This window comes from Paracidovorax oryzae ATCC 19882, from assembly GCF_000687165.1.
Lineage (GTDB): Bacteria > Pseudomonadota > Gammaproteobacteria > Burkholderiales > Burkholderiaceae_C > Paracidovorax > Paracidovorax oryzae.
Genome location: NZ_KK366050.1, coordinates 50,673 through 69,947, shown reverse-complemented (window position 1 = coordinate 69,947; position 19,275 = coordinate 50,673). Strand labels below are relative to the sequence as shown.

The 19,275-nt window shown below is 69.6% G+C and carries 18 protein-coding genes; 16 read left to right on the top strand and 2 right to left on the bottom strand.

All coding sequences use genetic code 11. From position 1 onward, the window contains the following. The first annotated feature begins 57 nt into the window (after positions 1-57). The 3 genes from T336_RS0124165 to T336_RS0124155 all read left to right on the top strand — a co-directional run bounded on the left by T336_RS0124165 (position 58) and on the right by T336_RS0124155 (position 3,777). The gene (locus tag T336_RS0124165) at positions 58-1,071 is read left to right on the top strand and encodes a Bug family tripartite tricarboxylate transporter substrate binding protein (RefSeq protein WP_035227235.1); all 1,014 of its coding nucleotides are present in this window, start codon (positions 58-60) and stop codon (positions 1,069-1,071) included. A 216-nt stretch (positions 1,072-1,287) separates the two neighbouring features. Further along, a complete protein-coding gene (locus tag T336_RS0124160) occupies positions 1,288-2,082 on the top strand; it encodes an enoyl-CoA hydratase/isomerase family protein (protein WP_026434446.1) in 795 nt (264 codons plus the stop codon). 75 nt (positions 2,083-2,157) lie between these two features. Beyond that, positions 2,158-3,777, top strand: a complete 1,620-nt coding sequence (locus T336_RS0124155) for a malonate--CoA ligase (protein ID WP_051647437.1) — start codon at positions 2,158-2,160, stop codon at positions 3,775-3,777. Positions 3,778-3,779: 2 nt separating this feature from the next. Here the strand turns inward: T336_RS0124155 and T336_RS0124150 are convergent, their stop codons facing one another. Further along, positions 3,780-4,226 carry a universal stress protein gene (locus T336_RS0124150; RefSeq protein ID WP_026434444.1) on the bottom strand — a complete coding sequence of 149 codons (447 nt, stop codon included), beginning with the start codon at positions 4,224-4,226 and terminating at the stop codon, positions 3,780-3,782. 137 nt (positions 4,227-4,363) lie between these two features. Between T336_RS0124150 and T336_RS0124145 the strand changes: the two genes are divergently transcribed. The 9 genes from T336_RS0124145 to T336_RS0124105 all read left to right on the top strand — a co-directional run bounded on the left by T336_RS0124145 (position 4,364) and on the right by T336_RS0124105 (position 12,507). Further along, positions 4,364-6,781 (top strand): heavy metal translocating P-type ATPase, encoded by a 2,418-nt coding sequence (locus tag T336_RS0124145; RefSeq protein WP_026434443.1) that lies wholly within the window; start codon positions 4,364-4,366, stop codon positions 6,779-6,781. Continuing rightward, on the top strand, positions 6,781-6,918 hold the full coding sequence (gene ccoS, locus T336_RS0124140) for a cbb3-type cytochrome oxidase assembly protein CcoS (RefSeq protein WP_011794659.1): 138 nt from the start codon (positions 6,781-6,783) through the stop codon (positions 6,916-6,918). The genes T336_RS0124145 and ccoS overlap by 1 nt, the downstream gene beginning before the upstream one ends. A 65-nt stretch (positions 6,919-6,983) precedes the next feature. Next, complete coding sequence (gene ccoN / locus T336_RS0124135) at positions 6,984-8,423, top strand: cytochrome-c oxidase, cbb3-type subunit I (RefSeq protein ID WP_026434442.1); 1,440 nt, start codon at positions 6,984-6,986, stop codon at positions 8,421-8,423. Between the two features lie 17 nt (positions 8,424-8,440). Beyond that, positions 8,441-9,070, top strand: a complete 630-nt coding sequence (gene ccoO, locus T336_RS0124130) for a cytochrome-c oxidase, cbb3-type subunit II (RefSeq protein WP_019700107.1) — start codon at positions 8,441-8,443, stop codon at positions 9,068-9,070. A gap of 12 nt (positions 9,071-9,082) precedes the next feature. Then, positions 9,083-9,262 carry a CcoQ/FixQ family Cbb3-type cytochrome c oxidase assembly chaperone gene (locus T336_RS0124125; RefSeq protein WP_013594007.1) on the top strand — a complete coding sequence of 60 codons (180 nt, stop codon included), beginning with the start codon at positions 9,083-9,085 and terminating at the stop codon, positions 9,260-9,262. After that, on the top strand, positions 9,255-10,190 hold the full coding sequence (gene ccoP, locus T336_RS0124120; RefSeq protein ID WP_026434441.1) for a cytochrome-c oxidase, cbb3-type subunit III: 936 nt from the start codon (positions 9,255-9,257) through the stop codon (positions 10,188-10,190). The genes T336_RS0124125 and ccoP overlap by 8 nt, the downstream gene beginning before the upstream one ends. A 116-nt stretch (positions 10,191-10,306) precedes the next feature. Beyond that, a complete protein-coding gene (ccoG, locus tag T336_RS0124115; RefSeq protein ID WP_026434440.1) occupies positions 10,307-11,755 on the top strand; it encodes a cytochrome c oxidase accessory protein CcoG in 1,449 nt (482 codons plus the stop codon). Between the two features lie 94 nt (positions 11,756-11,849). Continuing rightward, positions 11,850-12,134, top strand: coding sequence for a FixH family protein (locus T336_RS0124110; RefSeq protein ID WP_026434439.1), 285 nt, complete (start codon positions 11,850-11,852; stop codon positions 12,132-12,134). 85 nt (positions 12,135-12,219) lie between these two features. Next, entirely contained in the window at positions 12,220-12,507 is a 288-nt protein-coding gene (locus tag T336_RS0124105; RefSeq protein WP_026434438.1) for a hypothetical protein, read from the top strand. Positions 12,508-12,663: 156 nt separating this feature from the next. Here T336_RS0124105 and fnr read toward each other — a convergent pair whose 3' ends face one another. Next, positions 12,664-13,383 carry a fumarate/nitrate reduction transcriptional regulator Fnr gene (fnr, locus tag T336_RS0124100; protein ID WP_019700168.1) on the bottom strand — a complete coding sequence of 240 codons (720 nt, stop codon included), beginning with the start codon at positions 13,381-13,383 and terminating at the stop codon, positions 12,664-12,666. Between the two features lie 216 nt (positions 13,384-13,599). Between fnr and hemN the strand changes: the two genes are divergently transcribed. The 4 genes from hemN to T336_RS0124080 are packed head-to-tail and all read left to right on the top strand — an operon-like array spanning position 13,600 to position 19,266. After that, the gene (gene hemN, locus T336_RS0124095) at positions 13,600-14,982 is read left to right on the top strand and encodes an oxygen-independent coproporphyrinogen III oxidase (protein ID WP_026434437.1); all 1,383 of its coding nucleotides are present in this window, start codon (positions 13,600-13,602) and stop codon (positions 14,980-14,982) included. Between the two features lie 28 nt (positions 14,983-15,010). After that, positions 15,011-15,802 (top strand): sulfite exporter TauE/SafE family protein, encoded by a 792-nt coding sequence (locus T336_RS0124090; protein WP_026434436.1) that lies wholly within the window; start codon positions 15,011-15,013, stop codon positions 15,800-15,802. A gap of 51 nt (positions 15,803-15,853) precedes the next feature. Continuing rightward, positions 15,854-17,200, top strand: a complete 1,347-nt coding sequence (locus tag T336_RS0124085) for a cyclic di-GMP phosphodiesterase (RefSeq protein ID WP_026434435.1) — start codon at positions 15,854-15,856, stop codon at positions 17,198-17,200. Further along, the gene (locus tag T336_RS0124080; protein ID WP_019700174.1) at positions 17,197-19,266 is read left to right on the top strand and encodes a putative bifunctional diguanylate cyclase/phosphodiesterase; all 2,070 of its coding nucleotides are present in this window, start codon (positions 17,197-17,199) and stop codon (positions 19,264-19,266) included. Before T336_RS0124085 ends, T336_RS0124080 begins: the two co-directional genes overlap by 4 nt. The last annotated feature ends 9 nt before the right edge of the window (positions 19,267-19,275 follow it).

The window sequence follows — 19,275 nt, the reverse complement described above, 5'->3', positions numbered from 1 at the left end:
CCCGCCTCCGGATATCGGATCGACGAATCACCACAACGATGACAGGAGACAAGACCGATGCCAGTGAATCCTTTCCATGCGCCCGCCGCGGCGCTGCCCCGGCGCGCCGTGCTGCGCGGGGCTGCCGCGACGGGCCTCGCGCTCGCGGCGGGGCGTGCCTTGGCGAACGACCCGTGGCCGGCCAAACCGGTGACGCTGGTGGTGCCGTTCCCGGCCGGCGGGGGCACCGATGCGTTCGCCCGGCCGCTGGCCGCGCAGTTTTCCAAATCCACCGGCAAGACGCTGGTCATCGACAACCGCGGCGGTGCGGGCGGCACGGTGGGCGCGAGCTATGCGTCCAAGGCCGCTCCGGACGGCTACACGCTGTTCATGGGCGGAACGCACCACGTGATCGCGCCGTCGATGTATCCGAAGCTGGATTACGACATCGAGCGCGATTTCATTCCGCTGGCGCTGCTGGCCAACGTGCCGCAGGTGCTGGTGGTGAACCCGCGCAATGTGCCGTTCACGGCGTTCCCCGCCTTCCTCGACCATGTGCGGCGCAACCCGGCCAAGCTCAACTATGCGTCGGCGGGATCGGGCACGTCCCATCACCTGGCGGGAGAGCTGTTCAAGCTGCAGTCCAATACCTTCATCACGCACATTCCCTACCGGGGCGCGGGACCGGCGCTGCAGGACCTGATCGGCGGCAACGTGGACATGATGTTCGACGGACTGGGTTCTTCCGCTGCGCACATCAAGGGCGGGCGCATCCGTGCGCTGATGGTGTCGGGCAAGCAACGCAACCCGGCCTTCCCGGACGTGCCGTGCGCGGCCGAGGTGGGCCTGCCCGACTACACGGTGACCACGTGGTACGGCCTCTGGGCGCCCCGCGGCACGCCGCCGGACCTGCAGGCGCGCATCGTGGAAGAGGTGCGGCGCATCGGCGCGGCCGACGAGATCAAGGCCGTATGGGCGAAGAACGGCGCCGACTATGGCGGGCTCACGCAGGCGCAGTTCGGCGCGATGGTGGGGGCGGAGGTGAAGCGCTGGGCGCAGGTGGTGAAGGCTTCGGGGGCCAAATTGGAGTGAACCCCCCTGAGGCGCTGCGCGCCTTCCCCCCATTTTCTCGCGCTGCGCGCGGAAGGGGGGACGACGCCGGTGGCCCGGCGGAGCCGGTTCCACGGCGTCTGCTCGCATTGGCCTGCTCCGCGGCCGTCGGATGGGAGGCGTTGTGGTGGCGTATGCATTCGCTGGCATGGCAATGCTCAGGTGAGCAGATGACTTTTCATGAACAGGGGCTGATGAATGGCGGGTGGTGAGGTCGGGGTAGTGTGGCCGGAGGCCGCGGCGCAGGATGGGCGCGGCATCGTGCGTGTCACGTTGCGGCATCCGGGGCGGCTCAATGCCATGTCGCGGGCGATGTGGCGGCAGTTGCGGGAGGTGTTCGAGGGCATACAGGCCCGTGCGGATGCGCGCTGCGTGCTGATCGAGGGGGAGGGCGATGCCTTCTGCGCGGGGGGCGATATTTCCGAGTACCCGTCGTTCCGGTTCGATGCCGGGAGCCTGCGCGACTTCCATGAGCGCGATGTGTGGGGCGGTCTGTCGGCGATGCTGGCGTGCGATGTGCCGATCGTGGCTGCGATCCGCGGAGCGTGCATGGGCGCGGGGGTGGAGATCGCGGCCTGCTGCGACGTGCGGTTCGCCGCGGAATCCGCGCGCTTCGGCGCGCCGATCGCGCGGCTGGGCTTTCCGATGGCGCCGCGCGAGGCCGCGCTGGTGGCGCAGGCCGTGGGCGACGCGCTGGCCCGCCGCATGCTGCTGGAGGCCGCCACCTTCGGTGCCGGGCCGCTGGCCACCCAGGGTTTCCTGGCGGCCGTGGTGGCGGACGACGGACTGGCCGCGCAGGCGCGGGCCAGCGCGGAGCGCATCGCGGCGCTTGCGCCCCGGGCGGCGCGGCTCAACAAGCAGACGCTGCGTGCATGCCGGCACGGCGGCGGCAGTGTGCTGCAAGCCGGGTCCGATCCGTATGCCTACGCGGCTGGCGCGGAGCACCGCGAAGGCATCGCGGCCTTTCTGGAGAAGCGGCCTCCGCAGTTCTGAGAAAGACACCGGCAACGCATACGCAACCTGTTTTTATTCATCCTCCTTTTGCTTTCGTCCAACCATTCATCCACCATGTCTTCCCAACCGCTCGCATCGCCTTCCCGCGCGCCGGACTCCGCACCGGCCGCCGGCCACCAGAACCTCTACAGCGCCCTGCGCGCTGCCTTCCCGGCGGACCTGGACGGCATCGCCGTCGAGGCCACGTCGCCCGAGGGGCTGCCCCTGCACTACAGCTGGGCGGACCTGGAGCAGGCCAGCGCGCGCATCGCCAACCTGCTCGCTTCGCTGAAGCTGCCCGAGGGCAGCCGCATCGCCGTGCAGGTGGAGAAATCGGTCGAGGCCATGCTGCTATATCTCGCGACGCTGCGCGCGGGTTTCGTGTTCCTGCCCCTGAACACCGCCTACCAGAGCGCGGAGATCGAATACTTCATCGGCAACGCCGAGCCGGCGGTGGTGGTGTGCACCCCGGCGAATTTCGGCTGGGTTTCCAAGCTGGCCTTCACGGCCGGCACGGCGCACGTGTTCACGCTCGGCGACGACCGCACGGGCACGCTGCTGGAGCGCGCGACGCACCACTCCAGCGTGCACGAGCCGGTGGCACGCTCGGCGGACGACCTTGCCGCCATCCTCTACACCAGCGGTACCACGGGCCGCAGCAAGGGCGCGATGCTCACGCACGGCAATTTGCTGTCGAACGCGCTCGTGCTCAAGGACTACTGGGGCTGGCAGCCCGGCGACGTGCTGATCCACGCGCTGCCGATCTTCCACGTGCACGGCCTGTTCGTGGCGATCCACGGGGCGCTCATCAACGGCAGCCCGATGGTCTGGTTCGCGAAGTTCGACCCGAAGGCCGTGATCGCCGCCATGCCGCGCGCCACGGTGTTCATGGGCGTGCCCACGCTCTACGTGCGGCTGCTGGCCGAGCCCGCGCTCAACCGCGAGAGCACGGCCCGCATGCGCCTGTTCGTGGCCGGCTCCGCGCCGCTGCTGATCGAGACGTTCAAGGAGTGGCAGGAACGCACGGGCCACACCATCCTGGAGCGCTACGGCATGAGCGAGACCATCATGCTCACCAGCAATCCCTATGCCGCCGACGCGCGCCACGGCGGGCAGGAGGAGCGCCGCGGCGGCACCGTGGGCTTCCCGCTGCCGGGCGTGGGCCTGCGCGTGGTGGACGATGCGGGCCAGCCGGTGGCCACCGACGAGATCGGCCACATCCAGGTGCAGGGGCCGAACGTGTTCCAGGGATACTGGCGCATGCCGGAGAAGACGAAGGAGGAGTTCGCCGTTGACGCGCAGGGCAGCCGCTGGTTCAAGACGGGCGACGTGGGCAAGGTCGATGCGCGGGGCTATGTCCACATCGTGGGGCGCAGCAAGGACCTCATCATCTCCGGCGGCTACAACGTCTATCCGGCCGAGATCGAAGGCTTCATCAACGAGATGCCCGGCGTGGCCGAGAGCGCGCTGGTGGGCGTGCCGCACCCCGACTTCGGCGAGGTGGGCGTGGCAGTGGTGATCGGCAAGCCCGGCGCGCAGCTCGATGGCGAGGCGATCATCGCGCAGCTCAAGGCGCGCCTGGCGAACTTCAAGATTCCCAAGCGCTGCTTCGTGGCCGCCGAGCTGCCGCGCAACACCATGGGCAAGGTGCAGAAGAACCTGCTGCGCGAGCAGTACAAGGGACTGTTCGGCTGATTTCAGCGCAGCACGAGCACGGGCACCTTCGAGTGCGTTAGCACGTGCTGCGTCTCGCTGCCCAGCAGCAGGCGCTTGATGCCCTTGCGGCCGTGCGAGGCCATCACGATCAGGTCGCAGTCGTGCTTGGTGGCCGCGGCGATGATCGCCTCGGCGACGAGGTCCGACTTGGTCACCACGGGCTTGACCTTCACCCCCTGGGCATCGCCCTGCTGCCGGATGCCGTCCACCAGCGCCTGGGCGTTGGTGGCCCACTGGCTCTCGATGCGCCGTGCCTCGGCGGCATCCACCGGCGAGCCGCCCTCGAAGTAGCTGCGCGGGTAGCGCGGAACGACCTTGAGCGCGACCACGCGGCCGCCCGAGAGCCGGGCCAGGGACAGCCCGTGCTCGACGGCCTTGGCGGACAGGTCGGAGCCGTCGGTGGCGATGAGGATGCGGCGGTAGGACATCGTTGTTCTCCTGGAAGGGATGGGAGACGCCAGGGCCGGCACGGCCTTGGCGTAACGGCAGAGTAGGGCGAAGTGGTTGCCCGTGTCTTGACATGCGTCAACGCGGACCGGTGCCATGGAGCCTAGCCTCCGTGTCCATGATGTCCGATCCTTCCGTGTCGGTGGAGGCCGCCGATTCCGCTGCCGAGCTGCTCGACGATCCGCTGGAGTGGCCCGCCTTCGGGCGGCCGGTGCGCACGCAGGCTGCCGGCGCGGCGGAGCCCGGGTACGCCACCGAAGGACTGTGGGAGTCGCACGTGGTCCTCGGGGGCATGCATTGCGCGGCCTGCGCGCTCACGGTGGAGGATGCGCTGCGCGGCGTGCCCGGCGTGCTGCAGGCCGAGGTGAGCGCGGCCACGCACCGCGCGCGGGTGGTGTGGGACGCCCGGCGCGTGCGCCCGTCGCGCTGGATGGCCGCGGTGGCGCGCGCGGGCTACCCCGCCTTGCCGGCCATGGATGCGCTGGCCCGCGAGCAGCGCCGGCGCGAGGGCCGCAAGGCCCTGTGGCGCTGGCTGGTGGCGGGCTTCTGCATGATGCAGGTGATGATGTACGCGTGGCCTGCGTACGTGGCGCAGCCGGGCGACCTCACGGCCGAAATGGAGCGGCTGCTGCGCTGGGCCTCCTGGGTCATCACGCTGCCGATGATGATCTTCTCGTGCGGGCCGTTCTTCTCCAGCGCGCTGCGCGACCTGCGCCTGCGCCGCGTGAGCATGGACCTGCCGGTCGCGCTGGGCATGGGCATCACCTTCGTGGTGAGCACGGCGGGCACTTTCGACCCGGCCGGCGCCTTCGGCCGCGAGGTCTATTACGACTCGCTGACCATGTTCGTGTTCTTCCTGCTCACCGGCCGCTGGCTGGAGATGCGGATGCGTGATCGCACGGCGGGCGCGCTGGAGGCGGTGATGAACCGCCTGCCCGACAGCGTGGAGCGGCGCGGCGCCGATGGCGCGTTCGCGCGCGTGGCCGTGCGCCGGCTCGCGGTGGGCGACGTGGTCCGCATCCTGCCGGGCGAGGCCTTCCCGGCCGACGGGCGAATCGAGCGCGGCAGCACGCAGGTGGACGAGGCGCTGCTCACGGGGGAGTCGACCCCGCTGGCGCGCGCGGAAGGCGCGGCCGTGACGGCCGGCAGCTACAACCTGCGCGCGCCCGTGGAGGTGCGGGTGGAGCGCGTCGGCGGCGACACGCGCTTCGCCGAGATCGTCGCGCTGATGGAGGCCGCATCGGCGCAGAAGCCGCGCCTGGCGCAGCTGGCCGACCGCATCGCGCGGCCGTTCCTGGCCGGAGTGCTGGTGGCCGCGGGCCTGGCTGCGGCGTGGTGGTGGAAAACGGATCCGGAACATGCACTCATGGTCGCGGTGGCGGTGCTCATCGTGACCTGCCCGTGCGCGCTTTCGCTCGCCACGCCGGTGGCCATGCTCACGGCGGCGGGCGCGCTCGCGCGGCAGGGCGTGCTGGTGCGCAACCTGCAGGCCCTGGAGGCCCTGGCTGCGGTGGACACGGTCGTGTTCGACAAGACCGGCACGCTGACGCAGGACGGCATCCGGATCGCGGGCGTGCATCCGGCGCAGGGCTTCACGCAAGCGGATGCGCTGTCCCTGGCGGCGGCATTGGCACGGCACTCGCTGCACCCGCTCTCCCGCGCGCTGGTGGAGGCGGCCGGGCCGCAGGAAGAGGGCGCCGGCGCGCGCTGGCGGCTGAGCGATGTGCGCGAAGTGGCGGGGCAGGGCCTGGTCGCGCGGGTGGATGACCTGCAGGGCCTGCGGGCGCCTGCCGTGCTGCGCCTGGGCCGGGCCGGGGATGCCGGTGCAGCCGCCACGCAGCGGGTGGCCCTGAGCGCGGAGCCTTTGCCGGTCGGCGCGTCCCTGGCCGCGTGGCCCGCGGAGGTCGCGTGTTTCGACTGGCGGGAGGACCTGCGGCCCGACGCGGCCGGTGTCGTTGCCCGCCTGCGCGAGGCCGGCCTGTCGGTCGAGTTGCTTTCAGGCGACCGTGCCGACGCGGTGGCGCGCCTGGCCGCCAGCGCGGGCATCGATGCCGCCCGTGGCGACTGCTCGCCGCAGGACAAGCTCGACCGCATGCGCGCGCTGCAGGCCGCCGGCCGGCATGTGGCGATGGTGGGCGACGGCCTCAACGACGGACCGGTGCTCGCGGGCGCGCATGTGTCGTTCGCCTTCGGCCGGGCCGTGCCGCTCGCGCGGTCGCGTTCGGATTTCGTGGTGATGGGCGACCAGCTCGCGATGGTCGAGCGCAGCGTGCGGCTCGCGCGGCGCACGCTGCGCGTGGTGCGGCAGAACCTGGCCTGGGCCGCTGCCTACAACGCGCTGTGCGTGCCATTGGCCGTGGCCGGCTGGATGCCGGCCTGGCTCGCGGGGCTGGGCATGGCGCTCAGTTCTCTGCTGGTGGTGGCGAACGCGGCGCGCCTTGCGCGGGGCGCGGGCAGCGATGCCGGCACGGCCGCCCCGGGGGCGGACGCAGCCCTGCCGCCCGCCTCCGCGCCCCTGGCGCAGGGAGCCGCGTGATGGACATCCTGTACCTGCTGATTCCGCTGTCGGTCGTGCTTGTGCTGCTGATCCTGGTCGGGCTCTGGTGGGCCATCGACCGGGGGCAATTCGACAACGTCGAACAGGAAGGCGAACGCATTCTTCGGGACGATTGACGCTTGTCAAACGGCTCCGGGGCCCCCCTCGTCAGAATTTGTAAGCAAACCAAAAGAGGTGCCCGATGGATTCTTCTGTCTCGAATGCCGCGCACTACAACGACACGGTCGTGCGGCAGTTTTCAATCATGGCGGTGGTGTGGGGGGTGGTCGGCATGCTGGTGGGCGTGGTCATCGCCGCTCAGCTCGCCTGGCCCGAACTCAACTTCGGCATTCCGTGGCTCAGCTACGGCCGCCTGCGCCCGCTGCACACCAACGCGGTGATCTTCGCGTTCGGCGGCTGCGCGCTGTTCGCCACCAGCTACTACGTGGTGCAGCGCACGGGGCAGGTGCGCCTGTTCGCGGGCCCGCTCGCCTCCTTCACGTTCTGGGGCTGGCAGGCGGTGATCGTGGCCGCGGCCATCAGCCTGCCGCTGGGCTACACCACGGGCAAGGAATACGCCGAGCTCGAGTGGCCGATCGACATTCTGATCACGCTGGTGTGGGTGTCGTACGCCATCGTGTTCTTCGGCACCGTGGGCAAGCGCCGCGTGAAACACATCTACGTGGCCAACTGGTTCTTCGGCGGCTTCATCCTCGCGGTGGCGCTGCTGCACGTGGTCAACAGCGCGGAAGTGCCCGCAGGCTGGATGAAGAGCTACTCCGCCTATGCGGGCGTGCAGGACGCGATGGTGCAGTGGTGGTACGGCCATAACGCCGTGGGCTTCTTCCTCACGGCCGGCTTCCTGGGAATGATGTACTACTTCATCCCGAAGCAGGCCGGCCGCCCGGTGTACAGCTACCGCCTGTCCATCGTGCACTTCTGGGCGCTGATCTTCACCTACATGTGGGCGGGCCCCCACCACCTGCACTACACCGCGCTGCCCGACTGGACGCAGTCCGTGGGCATGGTGTTTTCGCTGATCCTGCTGGCCCCCAGCTGGGGCGGGATGATCAACGGGATCATGACCCTGTCGGGCGCATGGCACAAGCTGCGCGACGATCCCATCCTGCGCTTCCTGATCGTGTCGCTGTCGTTCTACGGCATGGCCACGTTCGAGGGCCCGATGATGTCCATCAAGACGGTGAACGCCCTGAGCCACTACACCGACTGGACCGTGGGCCACGTGCACGCCGGCGCCCTCGGCTGGGTGGGCCTGATCACGATGGGCTCGCTCTACTACCTCGTGCCGCGCCTGTTCGGCCGCGAGAAGATGCACTCCATCAAGGCGATCGAACTGCACTTCTGGATGGCCACCATCGGCATCGTGCTCTACATCGCCGCCATGTGGATCGCCGGCGTGATGCAGGGCCTGATGTGGCGTGCGGTGAATGCCGACGGCACGCTCACCTACACCTTCGTCGAGAGCGTCAAGGCCACCTATCCCTTCTACGTCATCCGCTTCGCCGGTGGCCTGCTGTACCTCGCGGGCATGGTGGTGATGGCCTGGAACGTGTGGAAGACCGCCATGGCCGGCCGCTCGGTCAAGGTGCAGATCCCGGCCGTGGCACCTGCCCACGCCTGAAACCCTGGAGCGCTTTCATGTCCGACAACACAACGACAAAAGCCGGCTTCTCCCACGAGAAGATCGAGACCAACAACTTCCTCATGATCGTGCTGATCGTGCTGGTGGTGGCCGTCGGCGGCCTGGCGGAGATCGTGCCGCTGTTCTTCCAGAAGTCCACCACCGAGCCGGTCAACGGCGTGCAGCCCTACACGGCCACGCAGCTGCTGGGCCGCGACATCTACCTGCGCGAGGGCTGCTACAACTGCCACTCGCAGATGATCCGCCCGTTCCGCGCCGAGACGCTGCGCTATGGCCACTACTCCGTGGCCGGCGAGTTCGTCTATGACCACCCGTTCCAGTGGGGCAGCAAGCGCACGGGCCCCGACCTGCACCGCGTGGGCGGAAAGTACAGCGACGAGTGGCACCGCATCCACCTGAACAACCCGCGCGACGTGGTGCCGGAGTCCAACATGCCGGCCTACCCGTGGCTGGAGAAGACCGCGGTGGACCCGTCCGTCGCCGCGCCCCGCATGAAGGCCCTGCGCACCGTGGGCGTGCCCTACACCGACGAGCAGATCGCCGGTGCGGCCGACGAGGTCAAGGGCAAGACAGAACTGGACGTGCTGGTGGCCTACCTGCAGGTCATGGGCCGCGCGCTCAAGTAAGGGGAGGCCGCCATGGACATCACCACCGTCCGCATCGCCGCGACGCTGATCTCGTTCGCCCTGTTCCTCGGAATCCTGGCCTGGACGTTCTCCCGCGGCAACCGGTCCCGGTTCGAGGAGGCGGCGCAGCTGCCGTTCACCGAACCGGACGCTCCACTGAATTCTTTCGAGAACGAGAAGAACCATGAGTGACTTCACCCACAATTTCTGGTCGGTGTACGTCGTCGCGCTGACCCTCGGCGGCATCGCCGGCTGTCTCATCCTGCTGTGGATCACCGCGCGCAAGAAGGTCGAGCCGCGCGCCGACAACACCACGGGCCACGTCTGGGACGGCGACCTCACCGAGATGGACAACCCGATGCCGCGCTGGTGGATGTGGCTGTTCGTCATCACCATCGTGTTCGGCCTGGGCTACCTGGCCGCCTATCCGGGCCTGGGCCGCTTCAGCGGCCAGCTGGGCTGGTCGCAACGCGGCGAGTACGAGAACGAGATGGCCAAGGCGAAGGCCGAGCTGGAGCCGCTCTATGCGCGATTCGCCGCGATGAGCACCGAGCAGGCCGCCGCCAGCCCCGAGGCCATGGCCATCGGCGAGCGCCTGTTCATGAACAACTGCGCGCAGTGCCACGGCTCCGATGCGCGCGGCAGCAAGGGCTTCCCGAACCTGGCCGACAACGACTGGCTGCACGGCGGCGCACCCGCCAACATCCGCGAGACGATCGAGAAGGGCCGCATCGGCACCATGCCCCCCATGGCGGCGGCCGTCGGCTCGGCCGAGGACGTGCGCAACCTCGCCCACTACGTGCTGAGCCTGTCGGGCAGCCCGCACGATTCGCTGCGCGCCTCGCTGGGCAAGTCCAAGTTCACGGTGTGCGCGGCCTGCCATGGCATGGACGGCAAGGGCAACACCGCGCTGGGCGCGCCCAACCTGACCGATGACATCTGGCTCCACGGCTGGGGCGAGGGCGCCATCACCGCCATGATCAACAACGGCAAGGTGAACCAGATGCCCGCCCAGGCCGGCAAGCTCACCGATGCGCAGATCGGCGTGCTGACCGCCTACGTCTGGGGCCTGTCCAACAGGCCCGGCGCGAACACCGCCGCGGCGGCCCCGGCGAACTGAACCGCGGGACCGTACCCGGGGCGCCGCCGGCCGGCGCGCCGCCCCCGACGGTCCCACGCGCAATCCCTGCCCCCACGAAACGAGTCCGCCGGCCCACAGACCAAAGCAGAATCCACATGAAGCCCCCTGACGGACAGCCGCGCAAGGTCATCCCGATCGCCCCCGTTCCGGCGGACGGCGGATCGGCACAGGCCGAAGTCGTCTCCCTCTACGAAGCCCAGAAGAAGATCTACCCGAGGTCCATCGCCGGCGTGTTCGCGCGCTGGCGGTGGGCCATGGTCGCTTTCACGCAGCTGGTGTTCTACGGGCTGCCGTGGCTGCAGTGGGGCGAGCGGCAGATGGTGCTGTTCGACCTGGGCGCTCGGCGCTTCTACCTCTTCGGCCTGGTGCTGTATCCGCAGGATTTCATCTACCTGACGGGCCTGCTCATCATCTCGGCGCTGTCGCTGTTCCTGTTCACCGCGGTGGCGGGCCGGCTCTGGTGCGGGTTTTCCTGCCCGCAGACCGTCTACACCGAGATGTTCATGTGGATCGAGCACAAGGTGGAGGGCGACCGGAGTGCGCGCCTGCGGCTCGACAACGGGCCCTGGACCTTCGAGAAGATCCGCAAGAAGGCCCTCAAGCAGTTCCTCTGGATCGCGGTCGCGGCCTGGACGGGTTTCACCTTCGTGGGCTACTTCGTGCCCATCCGCGAACTGGGCACCGAGCTGATGGCGCTGCAGGGCTCCTGGCAGCTCTTCTGGGTGGCCTTCTACAGCTTCGCCACCTACGGCAACGCCGGCTTCCTGCGCGAGCAGGTCTGCAAGTACATGTGCCCCTATGCGCGCTTCCAGAGCGCGATGTTCGACAAGGACACCCTCATCGTCACGTACGACGAGATCCGCGGCGAGCCGCGCGGCCCGCGCAACAAGTCGGTGGACCACCGGGCCAGGGGCTTGGGCGATTGCATCGATTGCACGCTGTGCGTGCAGGTTTGCCCCGTGGGCATCGACATCCGCAACGGCCTGCAGTACGAATGCATCGGCTGCGGCCTGTGCGTGGATGCGTGCAACACCGTGATGGACAAGATGAAGTACCCGCGCGGGCTCATCCGCTATTCCACGCAGAACGGCGTGGCGAACCGCTGGACGCAGTCGCAGATGCTGCGCCGCGTGCTGCGGCCGCGCGTGCTGATCTACACGGCGGTGCTGGTGGCGCTGTGCGTCGGCATGCTCACGAGCCTGGCGCTGCGCACGCCGCTCAAGGTGGACGTGGTGCGCGACCGCGCGGCGCTCTCGCGCATCGTGGCCGGCGGGCGGCTGGAGAACGTGTACAGCCTGCAGATCATGAATGCGACAGAGGCGCCCCAGCGCTACCGCATCGCGGCGTCCGGGCTGGAAGGGCTGGCCGTCGCATCCGAGGCCGAGGTGGAGATCGGCGCGGCGCAGTCGCGCTGGGTGGCGGTGCGGCTGCAGATCCCGTACGGCTCGGCCGCGCCGGGCTCGCATCCGGTGGCCTTCGAGGTGCAGTCCCTGGAGACCCGGGCCCGCGTGAAAGAGAAATCCATCTTCCTCGTGCCGCGCTGAGGCGGCGAGGGCGGTTGGTGTTATTCAGTATGGCAGGCCCCTGCCACCCTGTGGTGTGATGGGGCCGTGGTGACGAAGGAAGGAGTTCGAGATGATGGCGCACAAGACGACATCGGCCGCCGTGGCGGCCCAGCCCTGGTGGAAGTTCGGCCACGTGTGGATGGTGATCGCCGGGCCCGCGATCGTGGTGGTCGCCGGCACGGCGACGGCATGGCTCGCCGTGCGGCAGCCCGATCCGGTGGTGGCGGAAGACTATTACCGCCAGGGCATCGAGATCAACCGCACGCTCGAGCGGGAGCGCGCGCGCGCCGCGGCCATGGAGCCGGCGATGAAGGCGCGCAACCACGCGGCCACGCCGGCCCAGGACCAGCCGCGCTGAGTACCGCGGCGCTGCCTGGCGGGCACCGGAGCCCGATGTGTTCCGTTCGTTTTCGACACCGATGACTGCAAAGGAGGAGATCGCGATGAGAACCCAACGCTGGATGTGGATCGCTTGGCCCGCCTTCCTGGTGGCAGGATTGATCGAGATGGTGGTATTCGCCTTCGTGGACCCTGCCGCCCTGCACTGGTCCGACCAACCCCTCGCCCTCTCGCGCGAGGGCGTCTATACGGTGGCGTTCTTCGTGTTCTGGGCGCTGTGCATGCTCTCCAGCGCCCTCACCACGCTGCTGTCCATGTCGCCCTTCGAGCTCAACCGCTGTCCCGTTCCCGCGGGCGAGCGCCCGATGGAGTGCGGCAAGTTCATGCAGTGAGAGCGCGCACGGCCTCACCGATCAGAAGGCCGCGGAGCAGGCCAGGCCAGCAGACGCCGTGGAACGGGCTTCGCCCGGCCACTGGCGTCGTCTCCCTTCCCGCATCGCGTAGCGATGCGAGAGAAGGGGGAAGGCGCGCAGCGCCTCAGGGGGATGTCAGTGACAAGCCTGGCTGTTCACGATCCGCTTGAGCGCATCCGGCTCGACGATGCGCACGTGCCGCTGCTTGACCTCGACGATGCCTTCCTCGACGAATTTCGAGAACGTGCGGCTCACGGTCTCCAGCTTGAGGCCCAGGTAGCTGCCGATCTCCTCGCGGGTCATGCGCAGAACCAGTTCGGACTGCGAGAAGCCCCGCGCATGCAGGCGCTGCACGAGGTTGAGCAGGAAGGCCGCGAGGCGCTCCTCGGCGCGCATGCTGCCCAGCAGCAGCATCACGCCGTGCTCGCGCACGATCTCGCGGCTCATGATCTTGTGGACGTGGTGCTGCAGGGCGGTAACCTCGCGCGACAGCTCCTCGATGCGCTCGAAGGGCATGACGCACACCTCGGCGTCCTCCAGCGCGACGGCGTCGCAGGTGTGGTGGTCGCTGACGATGCCGTCGAGCCCGATGATCTCGCCGGCCATCTGGAAGCCCGTCACCTGGTCGCGCCCGTCCTCGGTGGCCACGCAGGTCTTGAAGAAGCCCGTGCGGATGGCGAAGAGCGACGTGAACGCCTCCCCGTTGCGGAACAGCGTGCCGCCGCGCTTGACCTTGCGGCGCGTGGCGACGATGTCATCGATGCGCTGCAGCTGCTGCTCGTTCAGGCCCAGCGGCATGCAGAGCTCGCGCAGGTTGCAGTTCGAGCAGGCAACCTTGATGGTGTGCGGATTCATGGATGAGCAGCCTTCCCTTCTGTGTGCTATCTCGTTGTGCATGCAGGCCTGCCACGGTGCGCACGCATGGCGGGAGCGCATGCGTGCGGAAAGAATGTGGCGGGTGGCTGTGATGCGTCAATTGTCGCAGCGACGCGCGTCCGAATGCTTGACCGGCGTCAAGGACAACGGCGAAGGACCTGGGGCACATTGTGGACCGATAAGGAATTCCGCACCATGAACGCTGTGACTCCCGAGCTTCTGCGCCGCTTCGACGTGCCGGGCCCCCGCTATACCTCCTACCCGACCGCGGACCGGTTCGTGGAGGCCTTCGGCGCGGACGAGTACGTGCTGGCGCTGCAGCAGCGCCGCCTCGGCTCCGCCGCCAAGGCCGTGCCTCTTTCGCTGTACGTGCACATCCCGTTCTGCGAATCGCTGTGCTACTACTGCGCGTGCAACAAGATCATCACGCGCCACCCCGAGCGCGCCGACGTGTACCTGCGCTACCTCAGCCGCGAGATCGACCTGCACATGGCGCACTGCGCGCCCGGCCATGCGGTGAGCCAGCTGCACATCGGAGGCGGCAGCCCCACCTTCCTCGGCGACGACGCGCTGCAGGAGCTGATGAACATGCTGCGCCGCAGCTTCACGCTCGTGCCGGGGGGCGAGTATTCCATCGAGGTCGATCCCCGCACGGTGGACGCCGGGCGGCTCGCACGGCTGGCGGAGCTGGGCTTCAACCGGCTGAGCTTCGGCGTGCAGGATTTCGACCCGGCCGTGCAGAAGGCGGTGCACCGCGTGCAGCCGGCCGAGCAGGTGTTCGCGCTGGTGCAGGAGGCGCGCCGGATCGGCTTCGAGTCCGTCAACGTGGACCTGATCTACGGCCTGCCGCGGCAGACCCCCGAATCGTTCGACCGCACGCTGGCCCAGGTGTGCGAGCTGCGGCCCGACCGTATCGCGCTCTATGCCTACGCCCACCTGCCGGAGCGCTTCAAGCCGCAGCGGCGCATCGTGTCGGCCGAACTGCCGATGGCGTCCGCCAAGGTGTCGATGCTGTCGCGCTCGCTCAACGCCTTCCAGGAAGCGGGCTATGTGTACGTGGGCATGGACCACTTCGCGCTGCCGGGCGACGCCCTGGCCGTGGCGAAGCGGCAGGGCCGGCTGCACCGCAACTTCCAGGGCTACAGCACCCAGCCCGACTGCGACCTGATCGCGCTGGGCGTCTCCGCCATCGGCCGCATCGGCGCCACGTACAGCCAGAACGCGAAGACCCTGGACGAGTACTACGACCTCATCAACCAGGGCCGGCTGCCGGTGGTGCGCGGCCTCGCGCTGACGCGTGACGACCTCGTGCGCCGTTCCGTCATCATGGCCCTCATGTGCCAGGGCGAAGTGCTGTTCGAGCCGATGGAGCAGTCGTGGCTGATCGATTTCCGGCGGTATTTCGCGGCGGAAATCGAGGTGCTCGAAGGCATGGCCGGCGACGGCCTCGTCACGGTGGGCGAAGACGGCATCAGCGTGACGGAAATGGGCTGGTTCTTCGTGCGCGGCGTGGCCATGGTGTTCGACCGCTACCTGCAGGCGGACCGCAACCGCGCGCGGTTCTCCCGGATCATCTGACGGCTCTTTTCTTTTTGCAGGAGCCGCCATGCCCGACGCACTGATCTGGACGGCCTTCGCCATGGGACTGGCGGGCGGGCCGCACTGCCTGGCGATGTGCGCGGCCCCCTGCGCCGCGATCCTGGGGGGGCCGCAGGGCGGCGGGGCGGCTGCGCTGGCGCCGCTGCGCCGGTACGGCTCCGTGCCGGCCGCGGCGGGGGCGCCCGCCGCCTGCGCCGCGCTGGCTGCGTCCGGACCGGGCGGCCTGCTCCGCAGCGCGATGGCGCGCACCGCGGTGTTCCATCTCGCCCGGATGGCCGGCTACGGGCTGGCCGGGGCCGCCGCGGCGCTGGCGATGGACCGCCTGGCCTGGCTCACCCAGCAGTCCGCGGCCCTGCGGCCGGCATGGACGCTGCTGCACGTGGGCATGCTGGCCTGGGGCCTCCTGATGGCCCTGCAGGCGCGCCAACCGGCCTGGGTGGAGCGGGCCGGCCGCGCGGTCTGGGCCCGCGTCGGCCCCGGCGTGCGCGCTCCGGGCGGCCTCGCGGTGGCCGGGCTGGCCTGGGCCCTGATGCCGTGCGGGCTGCTGTATTCGGCCCTGCTCGTGGCGGCGCTGGCCGGCAGCCCGGCGCAGGGTGCCGCGGCGATGGCCGCGTTCGGCGCCGGCGGCGCGCTCTGGCTGCTGGGCGGCGCCTGGGCCTGGCGGCGGCTCCGCTCCCGGGTGGACGCGGCGCGCGCCACCTGGGGAACGCGGTTCGCCGGCCTGCTGCTGGCGGCCGTGGCGGCCTGGGCGCTCTGGATGGACGTGGGGCGCCATGCGCTGGAGCCCTGGTGTCGCTGAAGCGGTACATTTGTCGCGGGCACGGAAACAGCTGCTCACGAACTGGTGATAATGGTTTCGAATGAGAGGCGTTACGCGCCTCTCTTATTTCGTGACCTCCCCGTGAACTCCTCCCTCCTCATCGACGTCGCCCAGCTGCGCGTCGGCATGTACATCCAGCTGGAGCTGGGATGGATGAACCATCCCTTTCCGGTGAGCAGCTTCCGGATCGCATCCGGGGACCAGGTCGCCACCCTGCAATCGCTGGGACTGGAGCAGGTGCGCTGGGTGCCCGCGCGCAGCGATGCGGCGGTGCGCGCGGCGATGGAGGCACCGGCATCCGCTCCGCAGGGGCCTGCGGAGCCAGCCCCGGTGCCCGGGGCCGGCTCCGGCACCCCGGCTGCCGAGCCGGCGGGCGCGCTGCATGCGCGCCTGGATGCCCAGCGCCGCGCCCTGGCCCGCTGCGACGAGCAGTTCGCGCGGGCCACGCGGGTGTACGAGCGCCTGGCCCTGCACGTGGAACAGGATCCGGCCGAGGCGCGCAAGGCGACCGAGTCCCTGGTCCGCGGCTGCGTGGACGAACTCATGGCCCATGGCGATTCCGCGGTCCGGCTGCTGTCCGAGCGGGCCGGCACGCGCGCCGCGCTGCATTCCGTCAACGTGGCGGTGCTGTCCCTGCTGCTGGGCAAGTCGCTGGGAATGCGCGGGGAAGACCTGGGTGACCTGGGCATCGCGGCGCTGCTGCACGACCTGGGCAAGATCTCCCTGCCGCCGCACGTCGCGCAGCCCAGCGCCGCGCTGGGCCCGGCCGACCAGGCTCTCTACGAGGCGCACGTGGGCGAATCGGTGGTGCTGGCGCAGCGCATGGGCCTGGGCCGGGCGGTGGTCTCGGCCATCGCCCAGCACCACGAACGGGCCGACGGCGGCGGCTTTCCGCTCGGGCTGCGGGGGGCCGACCTGGGCCGGGCGGGCCAGGTGCTCGCGCTGGTGAACCACTACGACCGGCTGTGCAACCCGCTGCGCGGCGCGGCGCCGCTGACGCCGCACGAGGCGCTGTCCGTCCTGTTCGCCCAGCACAAGTCCCGTTTCGACGCGCAGGTGCTGCAGTGCTTCATCCGCCTGATGGGGGTGTACCCCGCGGGATCGATCGTGCAGCTCACCAATGAGCGCTATGCCATCGTGGTGGCGGTGGACTCGGCCCGGCCGCTGCGGCCGCAGGTCATCGTGCACGACGGCAGCGTGCCGCGCGACGAGGCGCTGGTGCTCGACCTGGAGCGCTCGCCGGACCTTGGCATCCGCCGCAGCCTGCGCCCCGCGCAGCTGCCGCGCGATGCGCTGGACTACCTGTCGCCGCGCAAGCGCATCTGCTACTTCTTCGAAAGGGCGCTGGTGGCCGGCGCGGACGAGGTGCCGGAATGAACCGCCCTGGCATCGATGTCGCGTGGCGGTCGCTGTTCGCGGGCCTGCGCGAGGCGCTCTGGCTGGTCGATGCGCAGTCGCTGAACGTGGTGCTGTGCAACCGGGCCGCGGCCGAGCTGGCCGGCCGGCCGCAGGACGCCATGGAAGGGCTGCCGGTGCACCTGCTGGCCTGCACGCCCGAGGATCTCGCGTTCTGGTCGCAGGACATGGCCGGGCTGCGGGCGGGCATCCATTCGCATTCGGGCATGCTGCGCCCCGACGGCTCCCTCGTGCCGGTGGACCGCCGCGTCGCCGCCGTCGATTCTCCAGAGGGCATGCCGCTGCTGGTGCTGGGCATGCTGGACCGCAGCGAGCAGGCATCCATCCAGGGTGAGCTGGAACGGCTGCTCTCGGAGTTGCGCGCCACGCTCGACTCCGCCGCCGACGGCATGCTGGTCTGCGACATGGGTGGCCGGGTGAGGGCCTTCAACCAGCGCATGGCCTGGCTGTGGAACATGCCGGAAGACCTGCTCGTGCAGCGCAATGACGCGGCCGTGGAGGCGCACATGGCCGGCCAGGTCACCGATGCCGATGCCTACCGCGCGCGGCTGCTGGGCATCGCGCAGTTCCCGGAGGAGGAAACCCTCGACATCCTGCACCTGCGCACGGGCACCGTGATCGAGCGCCGTTCGGTGCCGCAGATGATCCAGGGCCGGCCCATGGGGCGCGTGTACTCCTTCCGCGACCTCACCCTGCAGCATGCCGCGCAAAAGCGCATCGAGCAGCTGGCGTACAGCGACGTGCTCACCGGCCTGCCCAACCGCCTGCTGCTGTCGCGCTGCGTCGCCTCGGCGCTGGAAACCGCGCGTGCGCAGGGCGGCGGCTTCGCCATCCTGTTCATCGACCTCGACCGCTTCAAGATCATCAACGATTCGCTGGGGCATCTCTTCGGCGACCGGGTGCTGCAACTGGTGGCGCAGCGCCTGCAGGGCTGCCTGCGGCAGAACGACATGCTGTGCCGCCTGGGGGGCGACGAGTTCGTGCTCCACCTGGATGCGGGCGACGCGCACCTGGCCGAGTCCCTGGCGCTCCGCATCCTGGAGGACATGCGCCAGCCCTTCATGCTCGACGGCATGGGCTTTTCCATCCAGTGCAGCATCGGCATCGCGCTGCATCCCCGGGACGGCGAGACGCTGGACGACCTGATCAAGCAGGCGGACACCGCCATGTACCGGGTCAAGGAGCGCGGCCGGGGCAGCTACGGGTTCTACCAGCCGCAGATGAATGCCGACATGCTCTCGCGCATGCAACTGGAGCATGCGATGCGGCAGGCGCTGGATCGCGGCGATTTCGCCGTCCACTACCAGCCGCAGGTGGCAATGGCCTCGGGCCGGGTGGTGGGCGCCGAGGCGCTGCTGCGCTGGAACGATCCCGGGCTCGGAGCCGTGTCGCCGGGCGTCTTCATCCCACTGGCCGAAGAGTCGGGCTACATCGTGACCCTGGGCGCCTGGGTGCTGGAGCAGGCGATCCGCGAGGCGGCCCGCTGGATGCAGGCCGGCACGCCCCTGGTGGTGGCGGTGAACGTGTCCGCGCTGGAGTTCCGGCAGTCCGGCTTCGTGGAGCGCCTCGTGTCGCTGCTGCGCAGCCACGGGCTGCCGGCGTCGCTGCTGGAACTGGAGCTGACCGAGACCATCCTGCTGCAGGATGCCCAGGAAATGGCGCAGCGCCTCGCGGCCCTGGCCGAGCTGGGCGTGGGCCTGTCGATCGACGATTTCGGCACGGGCTATTCGAGCCTGGCCTACCTCAAGAAGCTCCACATCCACAAGCTGAAGATCGACCAGTCGTTCGTGCGCGGCCTGCCGGACGACGAAAGCGACCGGGCAATCATCGAGGCGATCGTGCACATCGGCCGGGCGCTGCGCATCCAGGTGGTGGCCGAGGGGGTCGAGACGCCGCAGCAGCGCGAAGCGCTGCAGGCCATGCAGTGCCACTACTTCCAGGGCTTCCTGGTGGCCCCGGGATTGCCTGCCGAGGACTTCCGCGCCCTGGTCGCGCGGGATGCACAGGGCGGCCGCGCACCGGCATGAGCCCGCAAC

Bases quoted from the DNA above. Each gene is read 5' to 3' on its own strand.
- T336_RS0124165 (WP_035227235.1), top strand. From the start codon at position 58: ATGCCAGTGAATCCTTTCCATGCGCCCGCCGCGGCGCTGCCCCGGCGC.
- T336_RS0124160 (WP_026434446.1), top strand. From the start codon at position 1,288: ATGGCGGGTGGTGAGGTCGGGGTAGTGTGGCCGGAGGCCGCGGCGCAG.
- T336_RS0124155 (WP_051647437.1), top strand. From the start codon at position 2,158: ATGTCTTCCCAACCGCTCGCATCGCCTTCCCGCGCGCCGGACTCCGCA.
- T336_RS0124150 (WP_026434444.1), bottom strand. From the start codon at position 4,226: ATGTCCTACCGCCGCATCCTCATCGCCACCGACGGCTCCGACCTGTCC.
- T336_RS0124145 (WP_026434443.1), top strand. From the start codon at position 4,364: ATGATGTCCGATCCTTCCGTGTCGGTGGAGGCCGCCGATTCCGCTGCC.
- ccoS (WP_011794659.1), top strand. From the start codon at position 6,781: ATGGACATCCTGTACCTGCTGATTCCGCTGTCGGTCGTGCTTGTGCTG.
- ccoN (WP_026434442.1), top strand. From the start codon at position 6,984: ATGGATTCTTCTGTCTCGAATGCCGCGCACTACAACGACACGGTCGTG.
- ccoO (WP_019700107.1), top strand. From the start codon at position 8,441: ATGTCCGACAACACAACGACAAAAGCCGGCTTCTCCCACGAGAAGATC.
- T336_RS0124125 (WP_013594007.1), top strand. From the start codon at position 9,083: ATGGACATCACCACCGTCCGCATCGCCGCGACGCTGATCTCGTTCGCC.
- ccoP (WP_026434441.1), top strand. From the start codon at position 9,255: ATGAGTGACTTCACCCACAATTTCTGGTCGGTGTACGTCGTCGCGCTG.
- ccoG (WP_026434440.1), top strand. From the start codon at position 10,307: ATGAAGCCCCCTGACGGACAGCCGCGCAAGGTCATCCCGATCGCCCCC.
- T336_RS0124110 (WP_026434439.1), top strand. From the start codon at position 11,850: ATGGCGCACAAGACGACATCGGCCGCCGTGGCGGCCCAGCCCTGGTGG.
- T336_RS0124105 (WP_026434438.1), top strand. From the start codon at position 12,220: ATGAGAACCCAACGCTGGATGTGGATCGCTTGGCCCGCCTTCCTGGTG.
- fnr (WP_019700168.1), bottom strand. From the start codon at position 13,383: ATGAATCCGCACACCATCAAGGTTGCCTGCTCGAACTGCAACCTGCGC.
- hemN (WP_026434437.1), top strand. From the start codon at position 13,600: ATGAACGCTGTGACTCCCGAGCTTCTGCGCCGCTTCGACGTGCCGGGC.
- T336_RS0124090 (WP_026434436.1), top strand. From the start codon at position 15,011: ATGCCCGACGCACTGATCTGGACGGCCTTCGCCATGGGACTGGCGGGC.
- T336_RS0124085 (WP_026434435.1), top strand. From the start codon at position 15,854: ATGGTTTCGAATGAGAGGCGTTACGCGCCTCTCTTATTTCGTGACCTC.
- T336_RS0124080 (WP_019700174.1), top strand. From the start codon at position 17,197: ATGAACCGCCCTGGCATCGATGTCGCGTGGCGGTCGCTGTTCGCGGGC.